We start from the raw sequence: 20,862 nt of genomic DNA on the forward strand, positions 1-20,862 counted from the left end.
AGGAGCGGGCACTCTCGTCCTCCTGACGCTCTCGGGGTTCACAGCGGCCGCATGGGCCTGGAACCGGCAGGGCGAGGATACCCTGCGTGCCCGCACCGAGGCCCGCCTGCGCCCGTTCGGCAGTGGAGGCGCAAGATGAAGATCCACCACCTCAATTGCGGCACACTCTGCCCTGCCGGCGGCCGCCTGTTCGACGGTACAAGCGATAGGCCTTTCGCGCATCTCGTCTGCCACTGCCTGCTGATCGAGACCGAGGCGGGGCTGGTCCTTGTCGACACCGGCTTCGGCACGCGCGACGTCGATCACCCCGACCGGAGGCTCTCGGAGTTCTTCCGCGGGCTCTGCAATCCGCAGCTCCGCCATGAGGAGACCGCGCTCGCGCAGGTTCAGGCGCTGGGGTTTGCGGCCAGCGACGTGCGGCACATCGTTCTCACCCATCTCGACTTCGATCACGCCGGCGGGATCGAGGACTTTCCGCAGGCGGCCATCCACCTCACCGCGCGCGAGAAGGAGGTCGCCGAGGCGCAGGACGGTGGCGCTTTCGTCGGCACCCGCCGCTACCGGCCGCAGCAATGGGACGAGGCGAGCGACTGGCGGCTCTACCCCTTCGGCGGCGGCGAGCGCTGGTTCGGCTTCGACGCGGTGCGCGACCTCGACGGCCTCTCGCCCGAGATCCTGCTGGTGCCGCTCGCCGGCCACACTTGGGGTCATGCCGGGGTGGCGATTCGCGAGGCCGATGGCTGGCTGCTCCACGCGGGTGATGCCTATTTCTACCGCGGCGAGGTCGGGGCGCAGGACTATTCCTGCCCGCCATTGGCGCGTGGCTACCAGCGGCTGATGGAGGTCGATCGTGCCGCGCGTCTCGCCAACCAGGCGCGGCTGCGACGGCTCTCGCTCGACCGGGCGCAAGAGGTGCGGATGTTCTGCGCCCACGACGTCGTCGAGTTCGACATCCTCGCCCGGCAGGCGGCGGCCTAGGCGGCCTTCTTCGCCTTTGCTGCCTTCTTCACGATCCCGGAGAGCCCCTTGGTGAGCTGGAACAGCCCGTTCATCCGGCTCTGCGGGTCGCCCCACGCGCGGTTGATGACCAGCTTCATGTCCGGGCGCAGCTTGGCGGTCTCCTTGCCGCCCTCGTTGAGGCGCTCGACATAGGCGACGAGGCCTGCCGGGTCGGGGAAGCTGTCCTCGTGGAAGGTGACGAGCGTGCCGCGCGCGCCGACGTCGATCTTGGCGATGCAGGCCTCGATCGCCTGGTGCTTGACCTCGATCAGGCGGATCAGGTTCTTCGTCGGCTGCGGCAGGTCGCCGAAGCGGTCGATCATCTCGGCGGCAAGGCTTTCGATCTCGTGCTGCCCCTCGGCCTGGTTCAGGCGGCGGTAGAGCGCCATGCGCACCGCGAGGTCGGGCACGTAGTCCTCGGGGATCATGATCGGCGCATCGACCGTGATCTGCGGGCTCACCTTGTCACGAGGCCGCTCGAGGCCCATCTCGCCCGCCTTGGCGGCGAGGATCGCCTCCTCGAGCATCGCCTGGTAGAGCTCGAAGCCGACCTCGCGGATGTGGCCCGATTGCTCGTCGCCGAGCAGGTTGCCCGCCCCGCGAATGTCGAGATCGTGGCTCGCGAGCTGGAACCCCGCCCCCAGCGTATCGAGATCGCCCAGCACCTTCAGCCGCTTCTGCGCGATCTCCGAGAGGGCGACGCCGGCCTCGTGGGTAAGATAGGCATAGGCGCGCAGCTTCGCCCGCCCGACACGCCCGCGCAGCTGGTAGAGCTGGGCGAGGCCGAAGCGGTCGGCGCGGTGGATGATGATCGTGTTCGCGCTCGGGATGTCGAGCCCGCTCTCGACGATCGTGGTCGAGAGCAGCACGTCGTACTTGCGGTCGTAGAAAGCGCCCATCCGCTCCTCGACCTCGCCCGGCGCCATCTGGCCGTGGGCGGAGACAGTCTTCACCTCGGGCACGTTGGCGCGCAGCCATTCCTCGATGTCGGCCATATCGGAGATGCGCGGCACGACAATGAAGCTCTGCCCGCCCCGGTGATGTTCGCGCAGCAGCGCCTCGCGCATCACCATGTCGTCCCACTCCATGACGTAGGTGCGCACCGCGAGACGGTCGACAGGCGGGGTCTGGATGGTGGAGAGCTCGCGCAGCCCGCTCATCGCCATCTGGAGCGTGCGCGGGATCGGGGTGGCGGTGAGGGTCAGCACGTGAACGTCGGCGCGCAGCTGCTTCAGCTTCTCCTTGTGGTTCACCCCGAAGCGCTGCTCCTCGTCGACGATCACGAGGCCGAGGTTCTTGAACTTCGTCGACTTGGAGAGGATCGCGTGGGTGCCGACCACGAGGTCGATGTCGCCGCTCTCGAGCCCTTCGCGGGTCTCGGCGGCCTCCTTGGCGGTGACGAGGCGCGAGAGGCGGCCGACCTTGAGGGGGAAGCCCGCGAAACGCTCGGCGAAGTTCTGGTAGTGCTGCCGGGCGAGGAGCGTGGTCGGGGCCACGACTGCGACCTGCTGGCCGTGCATCGCCGCGACGAAAGCCGCGCGCAGGGCAACCTCGGTCTTGCCGAAGCCGACGTCGCCGCACACCAGGCGGTCCATCGGCCGACCGCTCTCGAGATCGCCGAGCACGTCGGCGATGGCGCGTTCCTGATCCTCGGTCTCGGACCAGGGAAAGCGGTCGGTGAACTGGCCGAGGGTCTGGGGATCGGCAGGCAGGGCAGGGGCCTGCCGCAGGGCGCGGGCGGCGGCGACCTGCATCAGCTCGCCGGCGATCGCGGTGATCCGCTCCTTGAGCTTGGCGCGCCGCCGCTGCCACGCCTCGCCGCCGAGCTTGTCGAGCGCCACCGCCTGTTCGGACGAGCCGTAGCGGGTGAGGACGTCGATGTTCTCGACCGGAATGAACAGCTTGTCGCCGCCCGCATATTCGAGCGCGACGCAATCGTGCTGGCTCTGGCCGACCGGAATGGCCTCGAGCCCGAGATACTTGCCGATCCCGTGTTCCACGTGCACCACGAGATCGCCCTGCGACAGCGCCTGAAGCTCGGCGAGGAAGGCGTCGGAATCCTTGCGCTTCTTCTTGCGCCGCACCAGCCGGTCGCCGAGCACATCGGCTTCGGTGACCAGTTCCATCGTGTCGCTGGCAAAGCCGGTCTCGAGCGGCAGGACGACCACCGCGACCTTCTTCTTCGCTGCGAGGCCGAGCGCCGCCTGCCACGAATCCGCGAGCGCGGTGGGCGCGCCAGCTTCGTCGATGATTGCCGCGATGCGCCGTGCGCTGCCGTTCGAATAGGCGGCGATCAGCGGCTTGCGCCCCGCCTTGATGACGCCCTTGAGGTGTGCCGCGGCCGCCTCGTAGACGTTCTCCCCGCGCCCGCGCTCGGGCGAGAAGTCGCGGCCCGAGCGGAAGCCGAAATCGAGCACCTGCGCGCCTTCCTCGGAGGCGAAGCCGCTCGCCCGGTGCGCCGGCTGAGCGGCGAGCGCGGCGTCGAACTCCTCGCGCGACAGGTAGAGCGCGTCGGGCTTCAGCGGGCGGTAGGAGCCCTTCTTCTCGCTCGCGATCCGCCCACGCTGCTCGTGGTAATCGGCGATGTCCCCGAGGCGGTTCTCCGCCGCCCCGAGCGCGCCCTGGTCGATCACCACCACGTCGTCCTTGCCGAGGTGGTCGAACAATGTCGCAAGCTTGCTTTCGAACAGCGGGAGCCAGTGCTCCATCCCAGCGAGCCTCCGCCCCTCGGTCACGGCCTCGTAGAGCGGGTCCTGGGTCGCATTGGCGCCGAACAGCTCGCGGTAGCGGGTGCGGAAGCGCTTGATGCTCTCCTCGTCGAGCAGCGCCTCGGAGGCCGGGAGGAGGAGGTGCGAGTCGATCCGCTCGACGGTGAGCTGAGTGGCGGGGTCGAAGAGGCGCAGGGATTCGAGCTCGTCGCCGAAGAAGTCGAGCCTGAGGCCGCTGTCGAGCGACGAGGGGAAGATGTCGACAATCGAGCCGCGCACCGCGAATTCGCCGTGGTCGATCACCGTATCGGTGCGGCTGTAGCCCTGCCGGGTCAGGAGAGCGGCGAGGCTCTCCTGCGGGATTTGCGAGCCCACCTTGAACGCGCGAACCGATTCGCGGATGCGGAAGGGGGTGAGCACGCGCTGGAGCACGGCGTTGACGGTGGTCACCAGCAGCTGCTGCGCCGCGCCGGGCTGCTGCAATCGGTGGAGCGCTGCGAGCCGCTCGGCACTGATCGAGAGCGCGGGGCTGGCGCGGTCGTAGGGCAGGCAGTCCCACGCCGGGAAGGTCACCACCTCGACCTCGGGCGCGAAGAACCGCGCGGCATCGGCGGCGGCGCGCATCGCGGCATCGTCGGGGGCGATGAACACCGCACGGCGCTTGGCCGCGCGCGCGAGATCGGCGAGGACCAGCGGCAGGCTGCCGCGCGGCAGCGAGGCGAGGGTCAGCGGGCCCTTGGCCGAGAGGATGCGGTTGAGATCGGGCATAAGGTCACTTCAATGCAGGAGCGCCCCCAACTCGATCGAGGAGGGGGTAACAGGTGGTTCGGCCCGCGCCGGGTGTCGTCTCCCGAAGCGCCGGGGCGGGCGATTGGTTCCGGCCTCTAGCCGTTCGCGCGCAGCCTGTCGAACCGGCAGCGACGGGGCGCCGCGTCAGCGCGGGATGTCGACGTAATCGAGCTTCTGCATCGTCGCCAGGAGGTCGCCTGCAAGGTGCTCGGGCGGGGCCTCACTGCCCAGCGCCCAGGCCATCACGTCGACGTCGTCCTCGTCGAGCAGCGCCTCGAACCAGGCGAGCTCCGCCTCTCCCCATTCGGCGTGGTAGCGATCGTAGAAGCCGCCGATCATGTAGTCGGCCTCGCGCGTGCCGCGGTGCCAGCTGCGGAACTTGGCGCGGGCGAGACGTTGCTCGAAGGATGGGCTTTCGATCATGGTGGTCACGTAGCGATGCCCATGCCGCCCTTCAACTCGTCATTGCGAGCGAAGCGAAGCAATCCATCGACCGGCGGCAGCACCGGAAGGCAACCGTGGATCATGGATTGCCGCGTCGCCTTCGGCTCCTCGCAATGACGAGGAATGGATGGTAGCGCCTTGCCATGCGCCCCGAGGCCCTCAACCCGCTCTTCGCCGAAGTCCAGACGCTCGAAGGCGTCGGGCCGAAGCTGATGAAGCCGCTCGAGAAGCTCGGGCTCACGCGGGTCAAGGACGTCGCCTACCACCTGCCCGAGCGCTTCGTCAGCCGGCGGGCGATCGCGAACCTCGACGAGGCGGCGGAGGGCGAGCAGGTGATCGTCGCGCTCACCCCGGTCGAGCACCGGGCGCCGCGTGCCGGGAGCCGGGGACCCTACCGGGTGCTGGCGCAGGATGCGGCGGGCAACATCCTGTCGCTCAACTGGTTCGGCAAGGCGGCCTTCGGGGCGAAGAAGCTGCTACCGGTGGGGGAGAAGCGCTGGATCGCCGGGCGGCTCGACCGCTACGGCGACATGCTCCAGATCGTCCACCCCGACCACATCGAGGTCGAGAGCGCCGCGCACATGGGGCGGCTCTCGGAGCCGGTCTATCGCCTCTCCGAAGGCCTGACCCAGCCGCGCATCGCCGACTTTGCCGGGCAAGCGCTGGCGCGGCTCCCCGATCTGCCCGAATGGATCGAGCCCGGCCAGCTCGAGCGCGCCGGATGGCCCGCGTGGAGCGCGGCCCTGCGGCTCGCGCACGAGGGCACCGACGCCAAGGCGCGCGACCGGCTCGCCTATGACGAGCTGCTCGCCAATTCGCTCGCGCTGCTGCTGGTCAAGGCCGATGGGCGGCGCAGGCGCGGACAGGCGCTGGTGGGGGACGGGGCCTTGCGCGCGAAGCTCCAGCTTCCCTTCGGCCTTACTGGGGCGCAGAAACGGTCTATCGGCGAGATCGAAGGCGACATGGCGCAGGAGGCGCCGATGCTCCGCCTGCTTCAGGGCGACGTTGGCGCCGGCAAAACGGTGGTGGCGCTCAACGCGATGCTGATCGCAGTCGAGGCGAGCAAGCAGGCCGCGCTGCTGGCGCCCACCGAAATTCTCGCCCGCCAGCACTTCGAGACCTTGCGCAAGATGCTCGGCCCCACGGGCGTGGAAATCGCGCTCCTCACCGGCCGCGCCAAGGGGCGCGAGCGCGAGAGCATTCTGATGGGATTGCTCGACGGCTCGATCCACCTCCTCGTCGGGACCCACGCGATCTTCCAGGAGACGGTCGCCTACCGCGACCTCGGGCTCGTGGTGATCGACGAGCAGCACCGCTTCGGCGTCGCGCAGCGCCTTGCCCTCGCAGCGAAGGGTCGCCGCGCGCCGCATACGCTGGCAATGACGGCAACCCCGATCCCGCGCTCGCTGACCCTCGCGCAATATGGCGAGATGGACGTGAGCCGCCTCGACGAGCTTCCTCCGGGGCGGCAGGCGATCGACACGCGCGTGGTCGCGATGGAGCGGGAGGGCGAGGTGGTCGAGGGCCTCGCGCGGCACATCGCCGGCGGGCAGCAGGCCTACTGGGTCTGTCCGATGGTGCGCGAGATCGACGGGGTCGCCGACCTCGCCGACATCGCCGCCGCCGAGGCGCGGTTCGCGGGGTTGAGGGAGCGGTTCGGCGACCAGGTCGTGCTCGTCCACGGCCAGCTTCGCCCAGAGGTCAAGGACGCCGCGATGGAGCGCTTCGCCAGTGGCGCGGCGCGGCTGCTGGTCGCGACGACGGTGATCGAGGTCGGGGTAGACGTGCCCTCGGCGACCCTCATGGTCATCGAGCAGGCCGAGCGCTTCGGCCTCGCCCAGCTCCACCAGCTGCGCGGCCGGGTGGGGCGCGGGGCGGAAAAGTCGACTTGCCTGCTGCTGCGCTCGGCCCAGCTCTCCGAGACCGGTCGCGCCCGGCTCGCGCTGATGCGCGAGACGCAGGACGGGTTTCGCATTGCCGAGGAAGATCTGGCGCTCAGGGGCGGCGGGGAACTGCTTGGCACCCGCCAGTCGGGCGAGGCGGGGTTCCGCATTGCCGACCTCGAGCAGGTCCAGCGCCTGCTTCCCGCCGCCCATGCCGATGCGCGGCTGCTGATGGAGCGCGACGGGGGCCTCACCTCGGCGCGGGGCGAGGCGGCGCGGCTGCTGCTTTACCTCTTCGAACGCGACTGGGGGGTGCAGCTCCTCAGGGGCGGCTAGGCCCGGAGCGCACCGGCCTCGCGCATCAGCCGGGCGAGCCATGCCTCGACGCCGAGGTTGATCGTCTCCCACGCGGTGAGGAACGCCGCCTCGTCGCCGTAGTAGGGATCGGCGACCGGCTCTCCAATGCGGCCCTCCACCGCATCCATCAGCATCGACAGCTTCGCGCTGCCGTCGCGCGGGGCGCGGGCGCGGATACCCTCGAGGTTGGCGCGGTCGAGCGCGACGATGTGGGCGAAGCGGTAGAAGTCGTCGCGCTCGATCTGGCGGGCCGACTGGCCGGCGATCTCGACCCCGTGCCGGCGGGCGACGGCGATCGCGCGCGGGTCGGGCTGGCTGCCGACGTGGTAGGAGGCGGTGCCGGCGGAATCGACGAGGCACGAAAACCCGTGCCGGCGCGCGCCTTCGCGGAACGCGCCTTCGGCCATCGGTGACCGGCAGATATTGCCGAGACACACGAACAGCACTCCCGTCCTATGCTCGATCCCCCCGTGCATGGGTGCCGCGTTAATACGAAACCGCGCGCCTGTCCACAGACTATCCCGTTGGTTTCACGTGGAACATCGCCTTTTCCTACGAATTCGTGACTAACGGCGGGTCAAACACGTCGCAAAGCCGGGCTAGCCGGGGTCTGGCAGGGGTCTAGGCGGCTGCGGCGGAGTGCGGGGCGGTGCCTGCCAGCACCTCCTCGACGATGCGGCGGATGTTGACCTTCGCCTTCAGCCGCGCGCCGAGCAGCGCCGTGCCGCTCACCTTGCGCTGCACGAACAGCGTCTCGATCGGCGGGAAGGCCCAGGTGTCCTTGTCCTGCGCGATCGCCCAGCCTTCCTCGCGCAGCAAGGGGATGAAGGCGCGGTCGCCGAAATCGAAGGGCGCATCCTCGCGCATCTCGCCGATCACGATGTCGATCATCCGATTGACCCGCTCGGGGTGCTTCTCGGCGACGATCGGCATCATGAACCCGGCCTCGACGGTGGCTTTCAACACCTCCTCGGCATTGCCGACCAGCCCCGCCTCGAGCATCCGGCGGTAGCCGTTCGCGACCAGCGGATCGACCGCGCGGCAGGCGCCGAAATCGAGCAGCACGATCTCGCCGGTCTCGCGCCGGTAGCGGAAATTCGCGAAATTGGGGTCGGTCTGCATCACCCCGAAATCGAACAGCTCGCGCGCCACCAGCCGGATCAGCCGGGCGAAGACCGCGTCGCGCCGCTCGGGCAGCTCGTTGCCGAGCTCCTCGATGCTCACCCCCTCCTCGAAGCTCATCGCGAGGATCGCGCCGCGGGTGAGGCCCTGGTGGAGCCGCGGCACTACGAAGCCCGGCACGTCGGCGAGCTGCGCGCGGTAGAGCTCCATCTGCGCGCCCTCGCGCTGGTAGTCGGCCTCCTCGTGCAATTGCTGCTTGGCCGCCGCCATCAGCTTGTCCATCTCGAGCTCGGGCGGGGCGAAGCCCGCGAGCTTCAACAGCGTCATCACGTTGTCGACATCGCTGTCGATGCTCTTCGCGACGCCGGGATACTGGACCTTGATCGCCAGCTCCTCGCCGTCGCGGGTGAGCGCCTTATGGACCTGGCCGATGCTCGCGGCGGCGATGGGGCGCGGGTTGAACCAGCGGAACTGCTTGCGCCAGTCCGGGCCCCACTCGCTCTTGAGCACCTGGTCCAATTGCCTGGTCGGCATGAAGTTCGCCTGGTCGCGCAGCGTGGCGAGGATCTTCGACAATTCGGGCGGCAGGAAGTCCCCCGCATCGAGGCTGATCATCTGCCCCATCTTCATCGCCGCGCCGCGCAGGTGCGAGAGGCGGTCGGTGAGGCGCTGGACGTTGCCTGGCGTGAGGATCAGGTCGCGCGCATTGATGCCTTCGCCGCTCGCGAGCCGCCGCGCGCCCTCGGCGACCATCCCGCCCGCGACGCCGCCGACGAGCCGCCCGAAGGTGCCGATCCGCGCGACCCGCCCGGCGGGCACGGCGCGCTGGCGGGCGCGGTCCTCGGGGCGGTCGGAGAAGTCTGGGATCTGGTCGTCGTCGGACAAGGGCGAGGGCTTTCGGGTTGGGGGTCGATGCGATGCCAACGGCTGCGGCGCGGGCGCGTTCCTGCTACGCGGCGGGCTGCCTCAGGAGATGCACAGGCCCCCGTCGACCGGCAGGCACTGGCCGGTGATGTAGTCCGAATGCGGCGAGGCGAAGAACACCGCGAGGCCCTCGAGCCCCGCGTGGTCGCCCGGGCGGCGCAGCGGGATGCGGCGGCTCATCCATTCGGCGAATTTCGGGTCGGCCTTGGCGGTGATGTCGGTCTCGTAATAGCCGAAGAGGAGCGCGTTGGCGGTGATTTGGTGGCGCGCAAGCTCGAAGGCGGCGGCACGGGTGAGGCCGTTGAGCGCGGCCTTCGACGCGGCGTAGTCGGAGCTCCGGTTGACCCCCATGATCGACTGGCCCGAGGAGGTCGCGATCAGCTTGCCGCCGGGGTCGCCCTCCTTGGCGCGGGCGATCATGTGGCGCGTCACGTGCTTGTAGACCAGCGCCGCGCCGCGGGTGTTGACCGCGAGCGTGTGGTCCCAGCCTTCGGTGGTGATGTCCGGAATGCCGACGCCCGCGCCCGAGATTCCGGCATTGGCGAAGCACGCGTCGATCCGCCCGAGACGCGCGAGCACCGTGCCGACGGCGTCCGCGATCGCCGCATCCTCGGCGACGTCGCAGGTGAGCGCCAGCGCCTCGCCGGGCCCGAGCGTTGCAAGCTCGGCCACCGCCGCGGCGTTCTTCTCCGGATTGCGCGCGAGGATCGCGACATTCGCGCCCGCCTTGGCGAGCCCGCGCGCCATCGCGAGGCCGAGCCCGCCATTGCCGCCGGTGACGATGGCCGTGCGGCCCGTGAGATCGAACAGGTCCATGCGCGCGTTGGTGGCGCAATCGCTCCGCCGAGGCAAGCCGCGCGGGAACCGCCGGCCCGCGCAGGCTTTGTCGCGCCATGGACGGACAAATCTCGCTTTCTCCCGCCGCGCGGGCGCTCGGCTATGCCGGGCTCCTGCCGCAGATCATATGCCTTGCCCTGATCCTCGCCGGAAACGAGTGGCGCTATGTCGCGCTCGCCGGGGGGTTCGCCTATGCGGCGGCGATCTTCTCCTTCCTCGGCGGGGTGTGGTGGGGGCAGGCGGTGACGAGTGCCAAGGATGGCAGACCTGCTTCGACCGGCGCCTATGTGCTCGCGGTGCTCCCGAGCCTTATGGCCGTGGCGCTGTTCCTGCCCTGGACCTTCGGGTGGGAGTGGCCCGGACCGGCGCTCGTCTATCTCGGCGCGCTGATCCTCGGCTCGCCGCTGGTCGACCGCGCGCTGGGCTTTGCGGCGGCGGACTTCCTGCGCCTGCGCTGGCACCTCTCGCTGGGTCTCGGCGCGCTGACCATCGTGCTCGGGCTGGCCGCGCCGCAGGTGATCTGAGGCGCCGCGGGCGGGGCCGGGGCGGTCTTCGCGATGCGTTAACCATTATAGCCTAGGACATGGGCGGATTTCCCAGCGGGATATGCGCGCCTGATGATCACGTGGTTCACTTCCCTGGCCGGCCGCTTGCGCCGCCGAGCCGCGCCTGCGGCGGTGGAAGCCACCGAGTTGCAGGGCGAGAGCGCCGGGCGATCGGCGCGCGACGTGCTCAGTTCCAAGCGTGCGCGGGTCGCCGTCGGTGCGATCCTGTTCGGCCTCGTCGCGGTCGCGATCGAGCTGCCGCTCCCGGCCGAGGACTTCTACCGCGCGGTCCGCGCCGAGATCCGAACCCGGCCCGCGCCGCAGGACATCGCGATGATCGCGGTCGACGACAAGACCTTGAACGCTTTCAACGGCGACCTGCCGACCCGCGTGCAGGAAAGCCGGATGATCGACACCCTCGTCGCTCTCGACGTCCGCCGGATCGCCTTCGACCGCGCCCATGCCTCGATCGAGACCCCCGAGGCCAACGCGGTCTTCGCCGCGACCCTCGCGCGCCATCCGGGCCGCGTCTGGCTCGGCGCGGTGCCGCATCACGAGGAGGGCTTCCAGGTCGTCGACGAGACCCTGCCGCTCCCGCAGTTCCGGCGTGTCGCGGACATGGCGGCGATGAACGGGAGGGGCAGTCCCTTCGCGCTCTCGGTGTCCTTCCCGACCAGCGTCACGATCGAGGGCAGGCGCCATCCCTCGCTCTCGGCCGCGCTCGCCGGATACGAAGGGCCCGACCGGCTCTACCGGCCCGACTACGCCTTCGATCCGCGCACCGTCCCCACCTACAGCTATGTCGACGTGCTCGAGGGGCGGGTGCCGGCGCGCGCGCTCGCGGGCCGCAACGTCATCATCGGCGAGGCCTTCTTCAAGTCGAGCGACGCCTACATCATGCCGCTGCGCAGCGGCCGGGTGCCGGGGGCCTATTTCCACATCATGGGCGCGCACACGCTGAAGCGCGGCGTGCCGCTCGACCTTGCCTGGATCCCGGCGATGGCGCTGGCGATCGCGGCGATCCTGTGGCTCGCGCGCGGGCGCTCCAAGTCGATCGGGGTGCTCGGCGCTGCGGCCATCGTCATGCTGATCGCGCCCTTCGTGCTCGACGATTTCGGGATCAATATCGACATCATGTGCGCGCTGCTCGCGCTCGCATTTGCTGGCATAGGTTTCCAGCGGATCAACCGCAAGTATTACAGCCGCACCGTCGACGCGATGACCACCACCGCGATCGCCACCGAGGCCCCGCGCGAGGAGTGCGACGTCTATTCGCTCAAGATCGCGAACCTCGCCGAGCTGTCCGAGGACTGGACCGCGCGCGAGATCGGCGATTTCGTCAACACGCTCATCGGCTATGTGAAGGGCCCCGGCGAGGTCGGGGACGTCGCCTTCGAGCGCGACCTGCTCGTCTGGCTCGCGCCGCGCATGGACAGCGCCGAACTCGAGCGCCACGCCGACGGCCTTGCACTGATGCTCAAGACCGCGATCAATCACGACTGGCAGTCCTCGAACGGCGCTCCGGCACTGGGGATCGACACCAACCACGAGCTGCCGGTCGCGCTGCGCATCAAGCGGGCGATGCAGGTGGCCGAGGAGGCAGCGACCCGCGGGGTGCGCTTCATCATCAACGATGCCGCGCACCTCGAGGCGCGCAACCACCGGCTCGGCCTCATCCGGGTGCTCGAGAAGGGCCTGCGCGAGCGCAATATCGGGGTCGCCTATCAGCCCAAGATCGACCTCGCCTCGGGCCGCATCGTCGGCGCCGAGACACTGATCCGCTGGCGCCCCGACGGCGGGGAACTCGTCAACCCGCAGGAACTGGTGCTCGCCGCCGAGGCCGGGGACCGGATCAACGAGCTCACCACGGTGGTGCTCGAGACCGCGCTCGCCGAGGCCAAGCAGGCGATCGCGCTCGACCCGCGCTTCAAGCTGGCGGTCAACATGTCGGCCAAGAGCCTGAGCGACACGCACCTCCTGTTCGACATCATGACCATGCTCGGGCGCCACGGCTTCCCGGCCGAGAACCTGACGCTCGAACTGACCGAGACCGCCAAGCTCGAGGACCAGCGAATCGCCCCGCAGATCGCGGCGCTGAAGGCGCGCGGGATCGGCCTGTCGATCGACGATTTCGGCACCGGGCAGTCGAACCTCGAATATATCGAGAAGCTGCCGAGCTCCGAGCTCAAGATCGACAAGCGCTTCGTGCAGCACATGGCGACCTCGGAAGAGAGCCGCGCCGTGGTGCGCGCGACGATCGAGATCGCGCACTCGCTGGGCAAGACCGTCGTCGCGGAAGGGGTGGAGGATTTCGCGGTCGCCGCGGCGCTCAAGGCGATGGGCTGCGACCAGGCGCAGGGCTACCTTTTCTCGCAGGCGATCGGCATGCCCGAACTCCTGGCAATGATGGGAGGGAGCAGGGCTGCACTTAACGCTTGATTAAGGTTAATAAAGTGTTAAAGGTCCTATCAGTCTTCGCGCTGATAGGAGTAACGAACATGTGGGGATTCTTCTCCTGGTGTTTCGGCACCACCCGCTGATAGGCGGTTGCCGTTAAGCCCAAAAGCCCCGGGAAACCGGGGCTTTTTTCGTTTCGGCGCCCGAGGAACGGGGGTCTCGGCAGGGCCCTGCGCATCCGGGCAGCGGCGCGCGAAACCTCTCCGGACATGGTTAAGCCAATCCTACGCCGCGCGTAGTCCCAAAGAGGTTCGACTCGCCCGATAATCGGGGAGAGACATCGCAACCGGTCCGCCAACGCCGGGAAGCGGCGGAACAATGACGCGCGTCTGCCCCTTCTCCCGTCCGGCCCGGATACGCCCGGCCGCGACAAGGAGTATCCCCTTTCATGAGCCCCGATCCTGCCGCAGCGCTCGACGTCCTGCCCGCGCCGGGTGATGCGCAGCGCGTGGGCGCCGACGCGCTGCTGCGCGCACTCGACGCGCTCGGCTACGATTTCTTTGCGCCGACGCCCGCCTCCCACGCCCGCGTGCTCGCGCGAAAGGGACGCGAGACCGGCGAGACGCTGACCGACCTCCTCGAATGGAGCCTCCCGTGCCGCCCCGACACCTTGCCCGGGACGGTGCTCGCAGCGCTCGGACAGGCGGGCTTCCTCGAGCACCGCGAGGACGGCCTCGTCGCCGCGCGGGTGCGGGTCTCGCGCGTGTTCGGCAACCTCTTCATCCACTCGCGCTACCCCACGCGCGAGCACGACGCGGTGTTCCTTGGCCCCGACAGTCACCGCTTCGGCGACTACATCCTGAGGAACCTCGACGGCCTGCCCGACGGGGCGCGGGTGCTCGACTACGGCGCGGGGGCCGGGGTGGGCGGGATCACCGCCGCGACCCACCTGCCGCGCGCCCGCCTGACGCTCGCCGACATCAACCCGGGAGCCCTCGCGCTCGCCTCGGCCAACGCCGCCCATGCGCGAATCGCCCATGACTGCGTCGAAGCGCAGTCGCCGACGGACCTCGCGCGCAGCTTCGATCTCGTGGTCATGCACCCGCCCTTCATGATCGACGCCGAGCACCGCGCCTACCGCGACGGCGGCGACCTCTACGGCGGGCGGCTGTCGGTCGACTGGGCGCTCGCAGGCGTCCGCCTGCTCGCGCCGGGCGGGCGGCTCGTGATGCACACCGGCGTCGCCATCGTCGGCGGACGCGACGTGGTGCGCGAGGCCTTGGCCGCTGAGCTTCCGACGGCCGACTATTCGAGCGCCTACCACCAGCTCGATCCCGACATCTTCGGCGAGGAGCTGTCGAGCGAGGCCTATGCCGAGGTCGACCGGATCGCGGCGATCGGCCTCAGGGTCGACCGCATCCCGTGAGCCGTCCGCGCTGGAGGCTGAACACCCCGCCGATGCGTCTGCTGGCCGCGCTGGCGGCGGGACTGGTCGGCGGGGCGCTGGCGAACGGGTCGGGCTACGAGGCCGAGCTCCTCGCCGTCGCGCGCCTGGTCGGCAAGCTGTGGCTCAACGCGCTGACCATGACCGTGGTGCCGCTCGTCACCGCGCTGCTGATCGCCGGGGTGTTCGAGGCGGGGCAGAGCGGCGGCAACGCAATCTCGCGCCGGGCGCTGGCGTGGTTCGCGGGCCTGCTGGTCGCCGCCGCGCTGATCGGCGGCGCGGTCGCGATCCTACTGCTCGAGGTGTGGCCGCTGCCCGGGGGCGCGGCGGGGCTCGCGGCGCAGGGCGCAGCGCCTCCGACCGGCGGCGAGGGCGACTGGGTCGACGCGGTGGTCCCCGCGAACATTCTCGCCGCCGCGGCCGCAACGGCGATGGTTCCGCTGGTGCTCTTCGCGATGCTGTTCGGCTTCGCGCTGACCCGGATCGACGCGGAACTCGGCACGGGGCTGGCGCGAGTGTTCCGAGGCATCGCCGAGACCATGCTGGTGATCGTCGGATGGGTGCTGTGGATCGGCCCCGTCGGCGTCCTCGCCCTCGCGCTGGGTGTGGGAGTGGCGCTCGGGGCGGGGGCGGCGGGGGTGCTGCTTCACTACGTCCTCGTCATCATTCTCGTGTGCCTCGCGATCTCGCTGTTCATGCACCTGCTCGGCGCGATCGCGGGCCGCATCGGCGTGCTCGCCTTCGCCCGCGCCGCGCTGCCCGCGCAGACCGTGGCGATGAGCACCCAGTCCTCGCTCGCCTCGCTCCCGGTGATGCTCTCGGCCGCGCCGTGGGTGAAGGTCGACGGCGCGAGCGCGGGGATCGTCCTGCCGCTCGCGGTCTCGCTGTTCCGCGCGGCGAGCGCGGCGGCGAATGTCGCGGTGGCGGTCTATCTCGCGCAGGTCCATGGAGTCCCCATCTCTGCCAGCAGCCTCGTCGTCGGCGCGCTGGTCGCGGCAGCGGTGAGCGTCGGTGCCGTGGGCCTGCCTGCGCAGGTTTCCTTCTTCGCGGTGATCGCGCCGGTGTGCATCGCGATGGGCGTGCCGGTGACGCTGCTGCCGCTGCTGCTCGCGATCGAGACGCTGCCCGACGTGTTCCGCACGCTCGGCAACGTCACCGCCGACATCGCGGTGATGCGCCTCGCCGGGCGGCGCGCGGCTACGGAGTGAGCCCGCCGGTGTGCGCGACAAGCGCGGCGAGGCCGAGCCAGGCGGTGAACATGATCGCGTAGGGCCAGCGCGCGGGCCACAGCCGGGCGACGAGGAGCGTCGTCGCGGCCGTGCCGGCGAGGGCGAGGAGCGGGGCAGGGGCGCTGGTGCCCGCGAGCGCCGCGCCCAGCGCCATGCTCGCCCATTGCGCGGGCAGCAGGGCGAGGAGCCATCCGGGCAGCGCTCCCGGCTCGGCAGCGGCGACCGCGAGCATCGCCCCTTCGCCCGCGACCACCGCGAGCGCGATCCACCAGCCCCGCGCCCCCGCCGAGCGCGCGAACAGGCCCCCGCGCGCGGCGAAGCTGAGGCTAGCGGCGGCAATCGCGAGGCCGAGGGCGGGGGAAACCGCGCGCGCGAGCAGCACGAGCGCGATGCCGGAGAGCGCGGCGAGGGCAGCGCCTACCTGCCAGCGCCCGGCGGCCGCAGCACCGATCATTCCTGCGCCCATCATCCCGATCGCGAGGATCGGCGCGACCGGGACGCCAGCGAGCGCCCACAGGCCGAGCGCCGGGGCAAGCGCGCCGGTCAGCGCGGCGGCGATCCATGCAAGCGGGGTGCGCGCGGCGGTGTCCACGCCGTGCTGAGTGCTTCAAGCGGCGCGGCTTGTCGAGGGGGGCAGGGCCGCGGCCCCGTCCCCTCGCGCTCAATCAGAACTGCGCCTTCACGCCGACCGAGAAGGAGGTGCCGACCCGAAAGGTGTTGATGTCGATCCGGGTGCCGTTGAGCTCCTGGTACTCGAAGTTGTCGCGCCCGAAGATGTTGCGCGCATCGAAGCTCAGCTCCACCGGCACGCCGCCGAGCTTGACCTCGGTGCGCGCGACGAAGTCGACCGTCAGGCCCGGATCCTCGAGCACGTCGGGCAGGGCGCCGCCGCGAGCGGTGACGCGCTTGCTCGCGTAGTTGAGGAGGATGGTCGCCTGCTGGACCTTGTCCTTGTCCTCGATCCCGATCGAGAGGTTCGCGACGTGATCGGACTGGCCGACGAGCGGCGCGCCCTGGTCGAACAGCTGGTTGGCGAGCTGCGTCGGGTTACCGGGAATCGGGGCGAGGTCGTCGGCCCCGACCGAGATGCTCGACTTGGTGTAGGTGTAGTTGAGCAGGACGAGGAACTGCTTGGCCTCGAAGAAGCTGCCGCCGAAGCTGGCGAGGTCCCAGCCATAGGCAAGATCGAGCTCGGCGCCGTAGAGCTCGGCGCTGGGCGCGTTGGCGAAGCTCGTCAGCAGCTCGCCCGAGGCCGAGATCAGGAAGTTCTCGATCGGGTTGTCGATCTTCTTGTAGAAGCCCGCGAGGCTGACCTTGCGCGGGCCGCCGAAGTAGTATTCGGCGCGCCCTTCGATGTTGATGAGGTCGCTGTCCTCGAGGAACGGGTTGCCGCGGAAGCGACGGTTCGATTCGGGATCGAAATAGGTCTGCTCGACCAGCTCGCGGAACTGCGGGCGGGCGATGGTCTTCGAGGCGGCGAAGCGCAGCTGGAGATCGTCGATCGCCTCCCAGGTGATCGTCGTGCCCGGCAGGAAGTAGCTGTTGGCGAGATTGGTCGGCGCCGAGCCCTCGATCGGCACGTCGAAGATCGACTGGTCGAGCGCGACGGTCTGCTTGGCGTCCTCGTAGCGCACGCCCGCCTCGATGGTGAGCCGGTCGGTGGGCGCCCAGCGCGCAAGGCCGTAGCCCGCGTTGACCGTCAGCGCGGCGTCGAAGACCGGGAAGGGCGTCGCCTCGGTGAGGGTGACGTTGAAGCCCGCCAGCGTCGCGCCCCCGAGCAGGAAGCCCGGCTGCCACAGGCCGACCGCCGGGATGAGGTCGCCCGACAGCACGTCGCCCGACAGGAAGGGGCGGAACTCGCGGCTCGAGGAGCGGCGGGTGTTGTCCGAATAGGCATAGCCGATCGTCGCGTTCAGTTCGGGCGTCACCTCGTAGGTGAGGTCGATCCCGCCGAACCACAGCTCCTCCTTGAGGTCGTCGAAGGCGACGCTGGTGATCCCGGTGTCCGAGACCTGGTTGAGGTAGGCGACGAACTGGTTGCCGTAGGGGCTGCCCGGCGCATTGGTGCGGGTGTAGCTGACATTGGCGTTGAATGGCGCCTCGCGGTCGGTGCGGGCATAGCCGCCGCGCAGGTCGATGCGCACCGGATCGAAGCGCAGCTCGGTGACGATCTGGCTGTCCATCAGCTGCCGCTCGAACCAGGCGGTCTGCTGGTTGAGGAAGTCGAAGCCGGTCGCCCCGAGCAGCGTGTTGTTGGCCGTCTCGAGCCGCGCGGTCTTGAGCGCGTCGCGAATGTAGAGGTTGGTCCAGCGGATGGTGTGCTCGCCGATGTCGAGACCCACGCCGAACAGCGCGTTCACCAGCACGTTCTCGTCGGTGATGAAGGTGCTCGAGTTCTCGAAGATCTCGCTGAAGTCGGCGCTCGCCACCTGGCTCTTGACGGTGCGGTTGCGCAGGCGGTTCTTGATCGAGGCGGTCGCGATCAGGCCGAGCGTTGCGTCGCTGCCGATGTCGATCGAGGTGCCCGCGGTGAGCGAGCCGCTGAGGTTGACGCGCTGCTTGGGCACCCGCTGGAGAGTGACGAGGTTGAGCGGCATCAGCTGGCCGGCGATGCCTTCCTGCTGCGCGATGGTGAGGTCGCTGATCCGCTTCCCGCTGGCGAGGAAATTCGCAAGGTTCGAGGGAATGTCGCGGTTGCCGTTGTCGAAGCCGAAGCTGTCGAGGTCCGAGCCGAAATAGGTGAGGCCGTCCTGGAAGGTGGTGAGCGTGTCGCCGCCCGTCCCGAAGCTCACGTCGAGGAAGGTTTCAGTCGGGATCGCCTTGGTGGTGAGGTTGATCGCCCCGCCGCCGAATTCGCCGGGGAAGTTCGCCGAGAAGGTCTTCTGCACGAGGCTCGAGGCGACGACGTTGGTCGGGAAGATGTCGAGCGGGACGACGCGGCTCAGCGGCTCGGGGCTGGGGAGCGGCAGGCCGTTGAGGAGCGCGAGCGAATAGCGGTCGCCGAGGCCGCGCACGAAGACGCGGCCGTTGCCTACCAGCGACAGGCCCGAGACGCGGGCGAGCGCGCCGGCGATGTCGCTTTCGCCGGTGCGGGCGATGTCGGCCTCGGAGAGGACGGTGAGGACCTGGCCGGAGGAGCGCTCCGGGTTGCGGTTGCGCTTTCCGGTGACGATGATCCCGCCGCCGGGCAGCGAGATGTCGGTTTCGGTGACTTCGCCTTCGACCGGCTGTTCGGCGCTATCGGCGGCGGCATCGGCCGGCGTCTCGACCTGGACCTCCGGCTGCGCCTCGGCGTCTTCGGGCGTGCCCGTGTCCTGGGCGTGGAGAAGTGCGGGACAGCACAGCGACGAGGTGATGAGCAGCATCCCCGCCAGACGCGAAACCTTCGACATGGAACAAGGCCCCCTCATGAATGCCTTCGTGTTTGCAATGTGCGCGTCCGCATGCTCGCGAACGGCAAGCGGGAGGCGCCCGCGAAGGACGCCTCCCGGTTTGGTGTGGCCGCGATCAGCCCGTGTAGACGGGCAGCGAGGTGCACAGGCCCAGCGGGCTGCTGAAGTTCTGGATCGACGAGTTGCAGGTCCAGCTGCGGAAGGTGCTCTCGAACCCGGCCGCGTTCTGGACCGCGCCGACGAAGGTGCGGGTCGGGAAGAAGCTGTTGATCGGGTTCGCGTTGAAGGCGGTGATCCCGGTCTCGCCCGAACCGTTCACGACGTTGTTGGTCAGCGTGATCGTGAAGGCGACGTTGTTGTTGCTGCCGGCGTTGACCCGCTCGAGCACCTGCGCGTCGGTGACGCCCGAGGAGCCCTGGGTCGGACGGCTCGTCTTGCTGCACGCGCCGACCACCGAGTCGATGCGGATCAGCGCGGCGAGCGTCGGCGCTTCGTCGATGCGGTAGCACACGTTGAGCGCGTCGATCACGCCGTTGGTGAGCGACAGCGCCGCGCCGCCGCGGGCACGGACGACCTGGGTCGACTGGCTCGAACGCTGCACGAAGGTGAAGTTGTTCACGAACATGCGGGTCTGCGGGGTCGCGTTCGACGGGGTGTTGGCGGTGAGGCTGTCGGGCGAGTCCATCTCGATGAGGTTGTCGCCGGTGTTGCTGCGCTGCACCGCGATCACGGTGTCGAAGAAGCCCTGCATGCCGGAGTCGGTATCGAGCGAATCGTCCGAGGCGCCGATGATCGCGAGATTGCGCGCGCGAACCGTGCCGCCGAAGAACTCCGCGCCGTCATCCGAGCTGTTGAACGACTGGATGTTCTCGATCACCGTGCCCGAGCCGACGCCGCCGGTGGTCAGCGACTGGAGCTCGTTGCCCGGCGCGAGTTCGAAGCCCGAGAAGCGGAACTGGTTGAAGCGGATCGTGCCCGAGTTGTCGGCGCTGTTGGTGCCGCCATAGGGGGTCGCGACCGCGGTCCCTTCGAGCTGCTGCTGGCACTGCGGGTTGGCGGTCGGCGCGGCGGCGGTGTTGAACACGCCGGTGTTGCAGTCCGAGACCGGCGCGCGGCCGAGCAGCACGACGCCGCCCCACTGCGCGTCGCTCGCGTCGCTGGCGAGACCCTGGACGTTGTCGCGGCTCGTCCAGACGATCGGACGCGCGGCGGTGCCGTCGGCGACGAGGCGGTTGCCGCGGTTGGCGACGAGGAAGGAGTTGCCCTGGGCGAACAGGGTCACGCCCGGCTCGATCGTCAGGGTGACGGCGGTGTTGGTGCTGCTGAAGCCCTGGTCGGTGCCGATGTTCACGCGGTCGCGGATTTCATAGAGCAGGCCCGGGATGTAGCGCAGGGTGTCGTTCGAGGTGAAGGTCGCGGGCAGGCGGCACACGCGGTAGGTGCCGGTCGGACCGGAGATCGTGCCCTGGTCGGTGAGGCCGGCGACGGTCGCGATGGTCGGGCAGCCGGCGGCCGGGGTCACCAGCGTCGCAGTCGGCGTGGGAGTCGGCGTCGGCGTCGGGGTCGGCGCCGGGTTGTTGATGATGATGTTGCCGCCGGAGCCAGGGGAGACGATTTCGTCGCCGCCGCAGCCGGCCAGTGCCAGAAGGCTGCAACCCAGAATCAGAGTGCGTTGGATGTTCTTCACAGCGTGCGGTCCCCTCTTGAGCCGAGAATCATTGATGCGCTCAGGCATGTGCGCTGAGGGGGTCGCTAGGGCTGGCCTGTGACAGAATTTCTGCACTGTTACAGC

The 20,862-nt window shown here is 69.5% G+C and carries 14 protein-coding genes; 6 read left to right on the top strand and 8 right to left on the bottom strand.

Annotated elements, in window-relative coordinates:
• Positions 1–135 precede the first annotated feature (135 nt).
• Positions 136–978 (top strand): MBL fold metallo-hydrolase, encoded by an 843-nt coding sequence (locus ACLBKU_RS08240; RefSeq protein ID WP_410179079.1) that lies wholly within the window; start codon positions 136–138, stop codon positions 976–978.
• Here ACLBKU_RS08240 and mfd read toward each other — a convergent pair.
• Entirely contained in the window at positions 975–4,475 is a 3,501-nt protein-coding gene (gene mfd / locus ACLBKU_RS08245) for a transcription-repair coupling factor (protein ID WP_410179080.1), read from the bottom strand. The genes ACLBKU_RS08240 and mfd overlap by 4 nt on opposite strands.
• A 165-nt stretch (positions 4,476–4,640) precedes the next feature.
• On the bottom strand, positions 4,641–4,919 hold the full coding sequence (locus ACLBKU_RS08250; protein ID WP_410179652.1) for a succinate dehydrogenase assembly factor 2: 279 nt from the start codon (positions 4,917–4,919) through the stop codon (positions 4,641–4,643).
• Positions 4,920–5,083: 164 nt separating this feature from the next.
• Between ACLBKU_RS08250 and recG the strand changes: the two genes are divergently transcribed.
• Positions 5,084–7,159 (top strand): ATP-dependent DNA helicase RecG, encoded by a 2,076-nt coding sequence (recG, locus tag ACLBKU_RS08255; RefSeq protein WP_410179081.1) that lies wholly within the window; start codon positions 5,084–5,086, stop codon positions 7,157–7,159.
• On the opposite strand, the gene ACLBKU_RS08260 is transcribed toward recG, so the two are convergent.
• The 3 genes from ACLBKU_RS08260 to ACLBKU_RS08270 all read right to left on the bottom strand — a co-directional run bounded on the left by ACLBKU_RS08260 (position 7,156) and on the right by ACLBKU_RS08270 (position 10,042).
• The gene (locus tag ACLBKU_RS08260) at positions 7,156–7,656 is read right to left on the bottom strand and encodes a low molecular weight protein-tyrosine-phosphatase (protein ID WP_410179082.1); all 501 of its coding nucleotides are present in this window, start codon (positions 7,654–7,656) and stop codon (positions 7,156–7,158) included. The genes recG and ACLBKU_RS08260 overlap by 4 nt on opposite strands.
• 145 nt (positions 7,657–7,801) lie before the next feature.
• Positions 7,802–9,187: an ABC1 kinase family protein gene (locus ACLBKU_RS08265; protein ID WP_410179083.1), complete on the bottom strand. Its 1,386-nt coding sequence runs from the start codon at positions 9,185–9,187 to the stop codon at positions 7,802–7,804.
• Positions 9,188–9,268: 81 nt separating this feature from the next.
• A complete protein-coding gene (locus ACLBKU_RS08270) occupies positions 9,269–10,042 on the bottom strand; it encodes an SDR family NAD(P)-dependent oxidoreductase (protein ID WP_410179084.1) in 774 nt (257 codons plus the stop codon).
• 77 nt (positions 10,043–10,119) lie between these two features.
• Between ACLBKU_RS08270 and ACLBKU_RS08275 the strand changes: the two genes are divergently transcribed.
• The 4 genes from ACLBKU_RS08275 (at position 10,120) to ACLBKU_RS08290 (ending at position 15,657) form a co-directional block, all read left to right on the top strand.
• A complete protein-coding gene (locus ACLBKU_RS08275) occupies positions 10,120–10,587 on the top strand; it encodes a DUF3429 domain-containing protein (protein ID WP_410179085.1) in 468 nt (155 codons plus the stop codon).
• A 153-nt stretch (positions 10,588–10,740) separates the two neighbouring features.
• Positions 10,741–13,047, top strand: a complete 2,307-nt coding sequence (locus ACLBKU_RS08280) for an EAL domain-containing protein (RefSeq protein ID WP_410179086.1) — start codon at positions 10,741–10,743, stop codon at positions 13,045–13,047.
• A gap of 406 nt (positions 13,048–13,453) precedes the next feature.
• Positions 13,454–14,431, top strand: a complete 978-nt coding sequence (locus ACLBKU_RS08285) for a methyltransferase (RefSeq protein WP_410179087.1) — start codon at positions 13,454–13,456, stop codon at positions 14,429–14,431.
• A gap of 32 nt (positions 14,432–14,463) precedes the next feature.
• Positions 14,464–15,657 (top strand): dicarboxylate/amino acid:cation symporter, encoded by a 1,194-nt coding sequence (locus tag ACLBKU_RS08290; protein WP_410179088.1) that lies wholly within the window; start codon positions 14,464–14,466, stop codon positions 15,655–15,657.
• Here ACLBKU_RS08290 and ACLBKU_RS08295 read toward each other — a convergent pair.
• The 3 genes from ACLBKU_RS08295 to ACLBKU_RS08305 all read right to left on the bottom strand — a co-directional run bounded on the left by ACLBKU_RS08295 (position 15,647) and on the right by ACLBKU_RS08305 (position 20,757).
• Positions 15,647–16,270, bottom strand: coding sequence for a hypothetical protein (locus tag ACLBKU_RS08295; RefSeq protein WP_410179089.1), 624 nt, complete (start codon positions 16,268–16,270; stop codon positions 15,647–15,649). The genes ACLBKU_RS08290 and ACLBKU_RS08295 overlap by 11 nt on opposite strands.
• Positions 16,271–16,343: 73 nt before the next feature.
• Positions 16,344–19,070 carry a TonB-dependent receptor domain-containing protein gene (locus tag ACLBKU_RS08300; protein WP_410179090.1) on the bottom strand — a complete coding sequence of 909 codons (2,727 nt, stop codon included), beginning with the start codon at positions 19,068–19,070 and terminating at the stop codon, positions 16,344–16,346.
• 115 nt (positions 19,071–19,185) lie between these two features.
• A complete protein-coding gene (locus tag ACLBKU_RS08305; RefSeq protein ID WP_410179091.1) occupies positions 19,186–20,757 on the bottom strand; it encodes a hypothetical protein in 1,572 nt (523 codons plus the stop codon).
• Between the last annotated feature and the right edge of the window lie 105 nt (positions 20,758–20,862).

Source organism: Erythrobacter sp. NE805 (assembly GCF_046452355.1).
Lineage (GTDB): Bacteria > Pseudomonadota > Alphaproteobacteria > Sphingomonadales > Sphingomonadaceae > Erythrobacter.